This is a genomic window from Candidatus Gracilibacteria bacterium (genome assembly GCA_028687475.1).
Taxonomy (GTDB): Bacteria; Patescibacteriota; Gracilibacteria; order BD1-5; family UBA2023; genus STC-74.
The window spans coordinates 423,770-436,808 of sequence record JAQUAB010000001.1; the positions used below are offsets into that span (position 1 = coordinate 423,770).

The following is a 13,039-nucleotide window of genomic DNA, read 5'->3' on the forward strand; positions in this document are numbered from 1 at the left end:
ATCATTCAACTGATTCGTTTTTTATGACTCCTCTATTTCCAGAAAATTATCCTGAAGAATACAAAACGGGGAAAGTGAATTTCTTTGGTCGAGATTTCGTCGTGACTCCTGATGTTCTGATTCCGAGGCTTGAGACCGAGTGACTCGTTCGTCGAGCAAGACAACTCCTACAATGAACGTACAAAAAACAGATGATAGCAACTGATGGGGAGTCTGAGGGGTGGAAACTGTTTGAGTCTGATGATAGCAAGAAACCGCTGAGCGAAGCGAACGAGTTTTTTCACCCCTCAGAACCTTTTGGTACTTTTCAGTTATGAAAAGTACATGCTATCCCCAAAAACCAAAAACTAATTATCGTCGACATTGGTTGTGGATCAGGTATCATCGGAACTTCTGTTGCAGATCTTGCCGACGAAGTCATATTTCTCGATATTTCCCCTGCAGCACTTTGAATCGCAGAGAAAAATTTCCGCACCCATTTTCCAGACAAAAAAGCACAATTCATTGTCTCTGATTTGCTCGAGAATCTTCCTGATAGCATCAAAAATTCAGAATCAAAAGTCTTATTTCTCACCAATCTTCCCTATATCAAGGATGAAGACTGGATACATATGAGCGAAGATACGGTTCATGAGCCAAAACTCGCACTCTTCGGTGGAGAAAAAACGGGTTTCGAACTGTATGAACGCCTCTTCGAGCAGCTTTCTCACCTCCTCGCCAACCAACTATCCAACTATCCAACTATCCAACTGTTATTCGAATTCGGATTCGACCAACGTGAAGTTGCAGAATCAGTCATGCAACAATATCCGAACTGGAATTATGAGTTTTTCGCTGACTATGCAGGCATCGAGCGATTCGGAGAAATCATATTCTAAATTCGACGAAAAGAAGTATACGTTCTCACTTGCAAAATGGGGCTTTTTTCATACTCTGGAAGCACTCTAAATTTCTTCATCTTGCTTAAAAGAACTCTTTCATTTATCGCGAAATTTCTCGCTATAATACTTACTATTCTCACGCTTGGAATCATCATCATATCATTCATCAAACCTGACTGGATAGAGACGGGAATCATATGGATTGGCGAGTTAATAGAAACTCTCGGATACTGGAATTATCTGATTGCCTTTTCTTCCGCATGTCTCGAATCTCTTCCATTTATCGGAACAGCAATTCCAGGGATGAATATTATGATTCTTGTCTGAGGTTTTTGGGCAAAAGATCATTTCGCATTCACGATTATCGCAGCAATCATCGGCGCTATGCTCGGAAATTATATTGGCTATTGGATCGGGAAATATTTCGGAAAGGAATTCATCGAGAGATACGGTGACTGGTTCGGACTCGGAAAAACAGAAGAGAAAATCCTCGTGAAACAGATCGAGAAAAACGGGTTCTGGTATATCGTACTCGGGAAATTCCACAACTTCACCCGCTCTTTTGTCCCATTCATCGCTGGAAGTGCTGGCATGCTCGAGCGGAATTTTTGGCTCTACAATATGATTGGTTCTATCATCTGGGCTGCGAGCATCAATATGCTCGGAATCTTCTTTATCGATAATTACAAAATGATTCTCGATCGACTCGGAACCGTGATGCTTGTATTTTTTGTAGGAATTATGTTGTATTTCTATTTCTTCAAGAAAGAATTGCTCGTGACCTATATCCGTGACAAACAAAGTGAAATAGACGCAAAAGTGAAAAAATAATCTTTCTCGAAATTCCCTTACCTGATACTATGTCTTTTTCTTTTGAAATCATCATTCTTTTTCTCGCCTCTTGTATTCTCTCTCCACTGATACTTTCAGGATGTTCTTATTTCTTGAGAAAATGGACACTCCTCGATCGTCCACACCTCTACAAGTCAGAACAAGGACGTGATCCTGTACCCTATGGAGCAGGCATAAGCATTCTTCTGACACTTCTTGTATTTTTTCCGATACTCTATGGAATCGTCGACTTCACGCCGATTCTCGAGCATAGGCTCCATATTATCATCGTACTTGCGATATTCATAGCGATTATTTCTTTTCTCGATGATATGGATACTATCGGGAAAAGTCCTATCAGAATTCCGCCGATATTTCGACTTCTGATGCAGATTGGTGTTGGGATGATCATCGGACTCACAAGTATAAAAATCTCATACGTGAGTAATATATTTGGTGGAGTACTCAACCTCACGGATTATTATTTCGATTTTGCCGTGAATGGGATGCAGATTACTGTATACTATATTCCACTTCTCGTGACGACATTCTGGTATGTGCTAGTGTTCAATAGTGTGAACTTCTCAGACGGTATTCCTGGGCTGACTGGAGGATTCGCGCTCATATCGTTCATCATCCTCGCTGGACTCGCACTCAAGCTCTATATCACTGAGACTTCTCTTGCCAGTCAGGAGAATTCCCGTTTCCTTCTCACGCTGCTCGTTATCATCATTCCTGCGACGTTTTTCCTCACACGGGCTGATATATCGAGAAAAGTGATTATGGGAGATTCTGGAACAATTATGCTCGCTTTCTTTATCGCCACTTTCGCGATTGTCGCTGGCGGGAAAATCGCTACTGCTGTCTCTGTTCTCGGAATCTATCTCATTGATCTCGTCTATGTGGTCACGAACCGCATCCTAAAAGGAAAAAATCCGCTCAAATGAGAACAATCCACCCATCTTCATTTTCGTCTCATGGAACTCGGATTATCGAAAAGTCAGATTCGGACGATTATTTTTTCTCTCACGGCGATTTTTGGAGTCTCTGCAATATTCCTCTCGACTATAGGAAAGACAATTCTCTTGGTCATTATTGCTATCATCACTATTTTCCTCACAGAGATTCTCACAATCGTTCGGAAGAAATAAATTGTCAATGGTTTTTCTTTTGATTTTTTGAAGATTTCTCTGTATACTTTGTATGTATTATTTTTATATATGAAACAAGAAATTTCTCTCAATTCCCTCTACGAACTTCTCTCGAACTTCATCGTAAAACAAGAAGCTTTCAATGCCAAACAAGAAGTTCATAATAATAAAACGGATGCGAATTTTGCAAGTATTCGAGAAGATCTCTCTGATTTCCGTCGCGAAGAGAAAGCGAATCATAATCTTTCTCATCGCATGATTATGCAAGCATTCGAGGGTATCAGTGACATTCGAGCCGAGCTCGATGATGAAGATGCACCATGGAAACCAAAGAAGAAGTAATCCAAAAAATTCCTCGTAAATACGAGGAATTTTTCTTATGCATTGAATCGTTCTTCTACTTTCGCCCAATTCACCACATGCCAGAAATTCTCGAGATATTTCGCACGAGCATTGCGATAGTCGATATAGTATGCATGTTCCCAGATATCGCAGGTCAGAAGTGGTGTGTCCCCTGTCGTGAGTGGAGTTGCTGCATTCGATGTCGAGACAATATCGAGTGTTCCATCAGATTTCTTCACGAGCCAAGTCCACCCAGAACCGAAATTCGCTAGCGCTGCCTTATTGAACTCAGCAACGAATCCCATACCATCCCCCCATTTCAGAGATATAGCATCATAGAGAGGACTCTCGCCTGGTTTTGGAGACTCTTTTGGCATATTCTCAACTGACGTAAGTGTTTCAAAGTAGAATGTATGATTCCAGATTTGTGCAGCATTATTGAAGATTCCTCCTGCTGGCGCTTTTCGGATGATTTCTTCGAGTGAGAGATTCTCATACTCCGTTCCAGGAATGAGCTTATTCAGGTTATCGACGTAGGTCTGGTGATGTTTTCCATGATGGAACTGAAGTGTCTCCTCACTGATATATGGCGCAAGTGCATTCATCGCATATGGGAGAGTTGGGAGTGTGTGTGTCATAATTTATTACTTTAGAATTTAAAATCGAATTTGATTATACCGATTCTCTCAGAAATTCAAATCTTTATGAGAATGAGTTTCGTTATAAAAAGTAATAATATTTATTTGACAAGTATTGGTAAAAATATATATTCATCAAGTTGATGAAACGCGGTGCGAGATAGTCTTCTTGCTGCCTAGTCTGGATTGTATGGGAACAATCATAGATACTCCAATCGGAGCGAGATTCAACAGAGGAGAAACCCATGACCATGAAAGACCAAAAAGTCCCGACTTCCGCCGGAAAATCCGGTGTTCAAGCGATGAAATACGTAGAGCGGGGCGGGGCGACTCATCATCGCGAGGATCGCAAGTCTGCAGAACAGCGTGGCCGGCGTGCCCCTGCTGACGCACAGAAACGGTGGGCAACCACTGCCCACTTTACAACCGCCTGAGAGGAGGTGACCTGGTTTTCCAGGATCTCTACCTGTACCAAAAAGTGCAGGAAGGTAAGCACATTGCGAGAAGTCGCTGATGGGCTTACCCCACGAATAAAAGCCCCGCATTACGCGTGGGCTTTTTTCTTGCCTTTTCCACCTATTTTCATATCCTCTCTGTAAAAACTATCATACTGTAATTCTATAAATCCAATCCATGATTCTCGACTGACGCCTCGTTGCCTCCACTATTCTCGAAAATATCAAGAACGAGATTACTTTCTCTGAAAATGGACAGAAACCCATGCTCGCTGTTGTGCTTGTGGGTGAAAATCCTGCGAGTCTTTCCTATGTTCGGATGAAGGAGAAGCGCGCGCGCGAAGTGGGAATGGGCTTTTGACTCTATCAATTTCCCGTGACGATCGATCAGGCAACACTCGAAGAAGAAGTGCGCAGTCTTTCTCAGAATGAGAAGATTCATGGCATCATCGTCCAAGCACCGCTTCCTTCTCATATCGACCGCTATGCTGTCACGGAATGCATCGATCCTGCCAAGGATGTGGACGGATTCACAAAAACGCAGATTGGAAACATGTTCCTCGGGCATGATGGACTCTGGAGCTGTACTCCGAAAGGAATTATGACCCTTCTCTCCTACTACAAGATCGATGTACAAGGCAAAAACGTAGTAGTTATCGGTCGATCGAATATTGTGGGAAAGCCTATGGCGCTCATGCTTATCAATGCATGAGCAACGGTCACGAGCTGTAATAGTAGTACAAAGAATCTCGCGGAAATCACAAGAAAAGCAGATATCATCATCTCTGCTGTCGGTCACCCTGGACTCATCACCCGAGATATGGTCACTCCAAAAAGTATCATCATTGATGTTGGTTCGACGTTCGTCGATGGACATGGAGTGGGCGATGTAGATTTCGAATCACTTCGCGACTCTGTGAGTGCTATCACGCCAGTTCCTGGAGGTGTCGGCCCTATGACTGTTGCAACACTTATCGAGAATACATGGAAGGCGTATTCTCTACAAAAATAATCCCAATTGGGATTATTTTCTTATGCAGAATTCCGACTCGATTCACCTCCGAATTTCCTATCTGCTCTGCCATACGCAATCAGCATCCGACGAAATGCTTTCTCTCGAAAATCGAGCCAACTTCCAGGAAATTGGTAAATCTCAGCATAGTCAGCATATGGGAAAAATCCTGAAGTACGAACAGTTCCATCATTCCCTGATCCTGTCCGAACAAGGATATCCAGATCACCGAGTTTCTGATGAGATTCTACATTGCTCGCAAATTGTTCTTCTGTTGCAATTCGATCAATATATGCTCGTATTTCTTCTTCCGAGGCATTGTGAGGAAAATCTGATCTTTGTACTATCTGGAACATACTTGCGCGATGTGCCCAATGAATCTCATCACGTCCACCATAAGCGAGGATCATAGCAGTAGTCATTCTCGTATTGTGACTTGTCTGAACAACTGCACTATCAAGCGCTTCCAAGACAGAACCGGGAAGATCTCCAGAAGAAAGTTGTGCAAGTTTCTCCCGATTCCCAACTACTTCAATACGTATTCATGACTCTTGAGCCTCCTGTGCCATTCGGGCTGTTTCTTTTTCGATAATCTCATAGATAACCTGGAGCTCTGCTTGCGGTCGCTTCTCGATATTATCAGTCGAAAGTCACCAGAACGAGGCAACTTGCACTTTATATTTGAGACACAAGTCAATCACTTTCCGCATTCGTTCATATCCTGCAATATACCCCAGTCAACCAGGAAAATTCAAGTCTATCTCATATGTATGACCAAAGGGAGTGATAATCCGATAGAAATTCTTGTGAGTAGTAATTGTATATCATGCAAGATCAGGGTTCTGTGAAAGGTAATGAATCACTTTTTCATTTCACAAAGAAGCTAACTGCTTCATTGGTGTACGATTCCCATCCATAATAAAACCAATATGTCTTGGAATCTCTGTGATAGCTGAATCTGGTGTGACAATAAAGTTATATGTATTTTTGAGTCATTGAAGTATATTCATGTGTTCGGGAAATGTTGAAAAATTTTATATATAATAAAGAAATTCACAAAAAGTCAATTCCATTTCTCACAACAAAAAAATCCCCAGGAAAACCTGAGGATTGTTCGATACAAAGACTATCTCTCTTCGCGTGGACGAGCTTCGTTCACAGCGAGTTGACGACCCATAATATCCTTACCGTTCATCTCAGCGATGACAGTCTCGAGATCTGCTTCGTCTACATCGACGAAACAAAAACCCTTCTTGCGTCCTGTCTCACGATCAGTAGGCCAGAAAAAATCAGCAACTGGAGCAACTGCTTCAAAAGCAGCACGGAGCTCCTCACCGTCAATACGGAATGGAACATTCCCAACGAATAGGCGTTTTGTAGCCATATAAGAAAAAGAGTAGAAAATAAATTGCCGCGACCTCTCTTTGACTTCTATGAGCACAAAAAGGATACAATTCGACGAACACATTATATAGATATTTATAGAAATGCAAACAAGAAAAAACTCAGAGCATTATCCTGAGTTTTTTCTATATAATATTTATACTAATCAACATAGATATATCCATCGATTGATTCATCATCACGAGGAATCTTTCGGATAGTGACTTCATTCAATGAACGATAGTTCATATCTTTCACGATGACATAATCATCTGTCACATCAGCCACGATACCCACATGTCCATAGTAGCGATTATATCCTCGACCACTGAATTGGATGATAGCACCAGGAACTGGTGTCTGACCTGTTTTTATTCCAGCAGCCTTCGCGTTTTTCATCCATTGATTCGCATTCCCACGCCATGTAACCGTCTTGTGTTGAGCAACATACCACGTACAGTTTCCCCATGCAAATCCACGAGAGAGTCCAGTATATTTCACTGTATAACGTGACTTGAGTCCGTTTACCACAGTGGACGATGGAGTTGTATTTTCATTTTTTACTTCCGTCTGTTTTGGTGTAGTTGTTTTCTTTGGTTCTGGAACTTTCCCCACTTCCGTCTGTTTTGCGACCTTCTTGGGAGCGGCACCCGGAATCATAAGATCCATTCCTTTTCGAATAGAAGCTGCATCACGAAGATTATTCACACGAACGATATCATCCGCATCGACATCATAACGTGACGCAATCTCAGAAATAGTATCACCAGCAACTACCCTATGCATCACTCCAGAAACTGGAGGAACCAGAAGGGACATGCCAACAGAGAGTGTATCTGTTGCTTCCATATCATTTGCCCAAAGAATCGTATCGGTACTTACTCCATATCTTGCTGCAATTTTTGCAATCGTATCACCTGATTGAACTACATACTTCTCTGAACTTGCTGATTTCTTGATAGTATTTGTACCTCCATCATTCACATCTTCTCTCGAAGCAATAGGACTCGAAACATCGAAATCTGTACTGATAAAACCATTTTCTGTGACGTATGCTGGCATTTCTTCATCATCATTGTATGCCGTGATAATCGTTGACTCATCATAATCCGCCGCTGCACTATAGTCAGAACCAAGTACAGAAAGCGAAGGATAGATTGGCATGAGTATAACCATGCCGAGTGTGAACCATTTAAACTTCCGAAACGTTTCCCAAGCAGAATAAGCTTTATGATTATTCCGATTTGCTCGTTCGAGACGAGCTCGAAGATTCAAGTATGGTGACATTACATATTTTTAGGAATAAATGTGTAGGGGCAAAGTCGAAGAATTTCTCCGCTTCACCCAGTACACTACGCTATAGAAACAACTTGAAGTCGAGTCTTCATAGCGCGAAATCCGCGAGTTCGTGTATGACGTTTTTTTGGAATAATTTTGAATACACGAATCTTTTCATCCTTGAAATTCTCTACAACAGAGAAAGTTACCTTTGAACCATCAACTGTAGGAGTTCCAACCTGAACTTTCTTCCCTTCAGCATCAGCAAGGAGAAGTGCTGAAGTCTCGAGAGTTGCACCAACTTCGAGATTCTGGTTGTCGACATCAATCGTCTGACCTTTTTCTACAGTGTACTGCTTTCCACCGATTTCTACGATAGCAATCATATAAATGATAATAAGTTATGCTTATATAAGGGTCTGCGATGCAGATCTTGTTTCCTTATAACAAAGCGAGATAAAAAAGGATTTTTTCGAATCCAAGTCTAAAATACAAAGAATTTGTTTCCTAGACTCGAATGCGGAGCATTATACGCAGAGACTATTTATTATCAAGAGTTTTTCTCCCTAGAATTTTTCTCAATATTTCCTGGATTCAGAATTTATCATTTATAATTTTGAATTTATAATTATTTTTATGGCTGGGGTAGTAGGATTCGAACCTACGCATGGCGGAGTCAAAGTCCGCTGCCTTACCGCTTGGCGATACCCCAATACAATGAATAGGAAAAGCTGGAAACAAAAAAGTGGAAGGGGTAGTCATCAAGTATTCGAAGTACTTATGACAGATTCAATTCCTCTTTTATCGTTTGGCGATATCCCAATAAAGAGAGAAAACCTCGCGGATTATAGTGAAAAATGAGAAAAGTCAAAACTTTTAGATTCCATTCTCTGGAACTTCCAGAAAAGGAACAGAAATCGAAAAAAGATAAATGTCAAGGAATGGAAGAAAACCATAAACATATCCATCATATCATTTGACTTTATGGGAAATATTATATACTGACAAAATATTAATTTAATTAGTGATATGTTTTCTATAAAGAATGGAGTAGCAACTTTTGTATGAATTGGATGAATAATAGTATGAACCACCGTAGTATCTCTTTCTGAAAAGTGATACCCCATAGAAGAAACCACTCAGGCAAGTTGTTCGAGAATTCTCGGTGGAGAAAAGATAAGTGCCAATGACTGGAAGAATACAGTAGAAATCTTCTATAAAAATAAGAATGAACAAGTGATTGTCCGTGATATACTAGCATGGCAGATGCTTCTGAGCAATCTGGAACCAGAGGATCCACTGTATCACGAATGGCAATGAATAAAAATAAGACAAGAACAAGAAACAAAGACTATCAATGATGATGACACAAATGAAGTCCGTACCATTGCACTCAAACAATTATGAGAACTTTTTGATATCTGATTTAGAGCATATCCACAATACAGGCAACAATTTTGCATGAAAAATATGATGTAGTAGATTTTATACATATATCTTGCCCTTCGGGGCATTTTTCATATATTGGGAATACTTAAACACATATCGTATGCCTCCATCAAAACTCTCTGTAGAACTCCTCGTCGATATCGCAAATGTCGGACGCCATGGAGAAATCATCGAAGTCTCCACTTCTCAGGCTCGCAACTACCTCATCCCGAAAAAACTCGCTCGTGAAGTCACTCCAGAACGCATCAAGCAGATTGAAATCGACAAAAAACGAAGTGCTGACCAGGCACGCATGCGCCTCGAGCAAGCATTCGATATACAGAAACAACTCGACGGACAAACACTCGAGTTCACTCTCAAGGGAAAAGGAAATAAGGTCTTCGGATGACTCGGAGAACATGAGGTCGGAACTCGTATCAAACAAAAATTCGGTATCGATTTCGAGAAAAAAGACATCAAGCTTCCAAACAAAACGCATATCAAAACGGCGGGTTCCCACATGGTATATCTCCATATCACTCGTGACACGCTCGCGAAAGTATTTATAAATGTCACTATTGATGAATAAAACCTATCTCAGCATCGACTATGGAACGAAGAAAACATGACTCGCCTATTCGGTTGGGTCATTTGTTTTCGGATACAAAACTATTCCGACGAACGAACTCTCTACACATATCGAGGAACTCATCCGAGAAAAAAATATCACCGATATCGTCATCGGAATGCCGTATAATATCGATGGAAGTATGTCGAAACACGGAAAACGTGTGGAACAATTCGCGAAAGAACTCGAAAAGAAAACACTACTTCCCATCCATCTTCATGACGAACGACTCACCTCAAGCGAAGCAAGAATCACCTTCGACGAAACGGGATTCGACGGAGATGTCGATATCGAGAGTGCGCGACTCATTCTCGAAGATTTTCTCGAATCAGAAAAAAAGTAATCGCAAACATTTGCGTTATAAAAAATTTCACTATAATCCGCATCTCAATTATTTTTCTCCTACAAAATTCTAATCTATTTTCTTATGTCTATCGCTCGTATCACAGAATCTCGCAAACGCTTCGTCGAACTTCTCGGTCAATCTCCGCGTATCACCTTCACCGATCTGAAGAAGGAACTCGTCGGAAAGAAATGACAACCAGGAATGAATCTTGCGACGCTCTATCGTATCGTCGATGCATTTCGTGATCAGGGACTCATCCATGAGATGACGATTGCTTGAGAGCGTGTGATTTTCCCTTGCCAATGCGATCACGCAGAAAAAGATGACGCTATCACTATTAGCTTCTGCGAGAATTGTGGTGCTATCTACGATGTCCATACCAAGCTCGCGAGTCCATATATTTCGAGTATCACGTATGCACATATGAAGTCTTGCAATGCCTGTGTTCTTCATTAAAAAAATTTATTATTTCTCTCCATAAAATATGTCACTCGAACAATTCTCCCTCATCGTCGGAATCTGTCTCGTTATCGGGCAAGCAATATTCATTCTCGGATGGTTTTTGTTTGCGGTTTCCAGCAAATTCCGAACGTGGATTTCTGGACTTTTCTCGCGCCAAGTCTGGACATTCCTCACCCTTCTCCTCATCGTCGGCTCTATCGGATGAAGCCTCATCTACTCGAATATCTATGAGCTCGCTGTCTGCGAATTCTGCTGGTATCAGCGCATGGCTATCTATCCACAGGCCATCATCCTCGTAGTCGCGCTCTGGAAAAAAGAATATATTTCTGGAATCGTCAGTTCACTTGTTCTCTCAAGTATTGGAATCGTTCTCGCGGCATATCAATATAGTCTCAATGTCCGAAAAATGCTCCATCCTGACACATTTTTCGCACCATGTGATGCAAGTGGAATCTCTTGTGCGGATGTTCCTATCGTGATTTTCGGCTATATCACGATCCCATTCATGACGATAGCGATTCTCCTCCTCTCAATGACGACACTCTACTTCGCACTGAAGACGAAGAAGATATAACAAAATTTGCATTTGCAAAAAAATGCATATTATATGCGGGTAACTCCCGCTTTTTATGATGTCCACAATTCACCAGCGCCACATCCTCGCATTTTTCGCAGAGAAGAAAATGCTCTCTTTTTCTGAACTCAAGACTCAGTTCATCGAGACGAAAGAGATGAATCAGACAACACTCTATCGTATCCTGGAACGATTTCTCGAAACTGGAAAAATCCACAAGGCAGAACTCAAGTGAGAAAAATATTTCGTCCTCTGTGAATGTCACAAAGAACAAGAAGAAGGAATAAAACTCCAATGCTGTAACCAGTGTCATTCTATCCAAGAACAGCACTTCCCGCTCGCACCCGATGCACTCCGAAGCGAGACGGTCGAATATCTGAAGTGTTGCGAAAAATGCAGATAACAGCGATCTAATTTTGAATTTTATATCTCGAATTTTAATCCCTCTATGATTCCTATCACCATTATTACCTGATTTCTCGGCAGTGGCAAAACCACGCTCCTGAATCATATCCTCACCTGAGATCACGGACTCCGGATTGCCGTTGTCGAGAATGAATTCGGCGAAACCAGTATCGATTCCAATCTCATCGAACGTTCGACCGAAGAGCTCATCGAGGTCTCGAACGGTTGCATGTGTTGTGTCGTGCGCAAGGATTGGATGGATGCTATCGAACGTCTTCTCGACTCAGGGAAACAAATCGATGCTATCATCATCGAAGCATCGGGTGCGAGCGAGCCACTTCCGATTGCGCAGTCATTTCTCATGAATGATATGTGAGGTCGCGTGAAGCTCGACTCTATCATCTGTCTCGTCGATGCACTGAACTATGAACACCTCTTGCAGGCGCATCCAGATATTGCGCTCGATCAGCTCGAATTCGCCGATTTCGTAGTACTCAACAAGTGTGATCTCATCGATAGCGAAAAGAAAAAACTCCTCCATACACTCATCCGCCGAGTAAATGCGTTCGCGCCGATTATCGAGGCAAGTCATGGAAAAGTCGATATCGATCTCCTCCTCTCGACGGGACGATTCAGCATGGAGAATCTTCGTGAAGAGAAAAAAGGACACGTGCATGGACACGAGAATCTCCAGGTTTTCTCCTACGTACCGAATGGAAAATTCAAAGCAAAAGAACTCGACGCTTTTCTCGAAGATCTCACCACTGACTGTTATCGGATAAAAGGATTCGTGGAGTTCACCGAACGCCCGAATGAGTGGTGGCTCATCCAGAAGGCTGGAGCCCGATTCACGATGGATCCATGGACTGGAGCAATCCCAGCAGAATCCCGCATCGTCTTCATCGGGAAAGATATGGATGAATCTCTCATCCGGAAACTCCTCGATGAAACGACAGAAAATGGACGGTCGGTTTTGTTTGTGACATAAAAAAAGACTCACCCCGGAGGATAAGTCAAAAGATTTCCTACCCTCTGCTTGCATCGCACGTGGCGATGGTTTGTCAAAGAGTGAGGGTAACCCAATCCAGAACCTTGAGGAGATGCAAAAGCATGAAAAGCCATGCACCTCCCGTCAATCCAAAAAGTACTGAGAAGAATGTCGACCTATCCGTAATCACTTTGGTAAGGTTCCAAAGCGTACAGACAAAGAAAAAAATCGTAAAGA

General features: G+C 41.9%; 17 protein-coding genes and 1 tRNA gene. 12 read left to right on the forward strand and 6 right to left on the reverse strand.

Going from position 1 to position 13,039, the window contains the following annotated elements:
* The first annotated feature begins 23 nt into the window (after window positions 1–23).
* From PHY14_02125 to PHY14_02140, 4 genes are all read left to right on the forward strand, one after another.
* Complete coding sequence (locus PHY14_02125) at window positions 24–878, forward strand: peptide chain release factor N(5)-glutamine methyltransferase (GenBank protein MDD2693704.1); 855 nt, start codon at window positions 24–26, stop codon at window positions 876–878.
* A gap of 81 nt (window positions 879–959) precedes the next feature.
* On the forward strand, window positions 960–1,712 hold the full coding sequence (locus tag PHY14_02130; protein MDD2693705.1) for a DedA family protein: 753 nt from the start codon (window positions 960–962) through the stop codon (window positions 1,710–1,712).
* Window positions 1,713–1,741: 29 nt separating this feature from the next.
* Window positions 1,742–2,863: an MraY family glycosyltransferase gene (locus tag PHY14_02135; GenBank protein ID MDD2693706.1), complete on the forward strand. Its 1,122-nt coding sequence runs from the start codon at window positions 1,742–1,744 to the stop codon at window positions 2,861–2,863.
* A gap of 69 nt (window positions 2,864–2,932) precedes the next feature.
* On the forward strand, window positions 2,933–3,205 hold the full coding sequence (locus tag PHY14_02140; protein ID MDD2693707.1) for a hypothetical protein: 273 nt from the start codon (window positions 2,933–2,935) through the stop codon (window positions 3,203–3,205).
* 35 nt (window positions 3,206–3,240) lie between these two features.
* Here the strand turns inward: PHY14_02140 and PHY14_02145 are convergent, their stop codons facing one another.
* Window positions 3,241–3,843, reverse strand: coding sequence for a superoxide dismutase (locus tag PHY14_02145; protein MDD2693708.1), 603 nt, complete (start codon window positions 3,841–3,843; stop codon window positions 3,241–3,243).
* Between the two features lie 633 nt (window positions 3,844–4,476).
* Between PHY14_02145 and PHY14_02150 the strand changes: the two genes are divergently transcribed.
* Window positions 4,477–5,310, forward strand: coding sequence for a bifunctional 5,10-methylenetetrahydrofolate dehydrogenase/5,10-methenyltetrahydrofolate cyclohydrolase (locus PHY14_02150; GenBank protein ID MDD2693709.1), 834 nt, complete (start codon window positions 4,477–4,479; stop codon window positions 5,308–5,310).
* Between the two features lie 20 nt (window positions 5,311–5,330).
* Here PHY14_02150 and PHY14_02155 read toward each other — a convergent pair whose 3' ends face one another.
* The 5 genes from PHY14_02155 to PHY14_02175 all read right to left on the reverse strand — a co-directional run bounded on the left by PHY14_02155 (window position 5,331) and on the right by PHY14_02175 (window position 8,683).
* On the reverse strand, window positions 5,331–6,320 hold the full coding sequence (locus PHY14_02155) for an undecaprenyl diphosphate synthase family protein (GenBank protein ID MDD2693710.1): 990 nt from the start codon (window positions 6,318–6,320) through the stop codon (window positions 5,331–5,333).
* 116 nt (window positions 6,321–6,436) lie between these two features.
* The gene (locus PHY14_02160; protein ID MDD2693711.1) at window positions 6,437–6,694 is read right to left on the reverse strand and encodes an RNA-binding protein; all 258 of its coding nucleotides are present in this window, start codon (window positions 6,692–6,694) and stop codon (window positions 6,437–6,439) included.
* A gap of 161 nt (window positions 6,695–6,855) precedes the next feature.
* Window positions 6,856–7,857 carry a LysM peptidoglycan-binding domain-containing protein gene (locus tag PHY14_02165; GenBank protein MDD2693712.1) on the reverse strand — a complete coding sequence of 334 codons (1,002 nt, stop codon included), beginning with the start codon at window positions 7,855–7,857 and terminating at the stop codon, window positions 6,856–6,858.
* Window positions 7,858–8,045: 188 nt separating this feature from the next.
* On the reverse strand, window positions 8,046–8,357 hold the full coding sequence (gene rplU / locus PHY14_02170; protein MDD2693713.1) for a 50S ribosomal protein L21: 312 nt from the start codon (window positions 8,355–8,357) through the stop codon (window positions 8,046–8,048).
* A gap of 251 nt (window positions 8,358–8,608) precedes the next feature.
* Window positions 8,609–8,683 (reverse strand) — tRNA-Gln (locus PHY14_02175).
* Window positions 8,684–9,000: 317 nt separating this feature from the next.
* Between PHY14_02175 and PHY14_02180 the strand changes: the two genes are divergently transcribed.
* The 7 genes from PHY14_02180 to PHY14_02210 all read left to right on the forward strand — a co-directional run bounded on the left by PHY14_02180 (window position 9,001) and on the right by PHY14_02210 (window position 12,802).
* Complete coding sequence (locus PHY14_02180) at window positions 9,001–9,450, forward strand: hypothetical protein (GenBank protein MDD2693714.1); 450 nt, start codon at window positions 9,001–9,003, stop codon at window positions 9,448–9,450.
* A 70-nt stretch (window positions 9,451–9,520) separates the two neighbouring features.
* The gene (gene rplI, locus PHY14_02185; protein ID MDD2693715.1) at window positions 9,521–9,988 is read left to right on the forward strand and encodes a 50S ribosomal protein L9; all 468 of its coding nucleotides are present in this window, start codon (window positions 9,521–9,523) and stop codon (window positions 9,986–9,988) included.
* On the forward strand, window positions 9,981–10,370 hold the full coding sequence (gene ruvX, locus PHY14_02190; protein MDD2693716.1) for a Holliday junction resolvase RuvX: 390 nt from the start codon (window positions 9,981–9,983) through the stop codon (window positions 10,368–10,370). Before rplI ends, ruvX begins: the two co-directional genes overlap by 8 nt.
* An 84-nt stretch (window positions 10,371–10,454) precedes the next feature.
* Window positions 10,455–10,829 (forward strand): transcriptional repressor, encoded by a 375-nt coding sequence (locus PHY14_02195; GenBank protein MDD2693717.1) that lies wholly within the window; start codon window positions 10,455–10,457, stop codon window positions 10,827–10,829.
* Between the two features lie 28 nt (window positions 10,830–10,857).
* A complete protein-coding gene (locus tag PHY14_02200) occupies window positions 10,858–11,409 on the forward strand; it encodes a disulfide bond formation protein B (GenBank protein ID MDD2693718.1) in 552 nt (183 codons plus the stop codon).
* Between the two features lie 55 nt (window positions 11,410–11,464).
* A complete protein-coding gene (locus tag PHY14_02205) occupies window positions 11,465–11,812 on the forward strand; it encodes a transcriptional repressor (GenBank protein MDD2693719.1) in 348 nt (115 codons plus the stop codon).
* 45 nt (window positions 11,813–11,857) lie between these two features.
* Window positions 11,858–12,802, forward strand: coding sequence for a GTP-binding protein (locus tag PHY14_02210; GenBank protein ID MDD2693720.1), 945 nt, complete (start codon window positions 11,858–11,860; stop codon window positions 12,800–12,802).
* Window positions 12,803–13,039 lie beyond the last annotated feature (237 nt).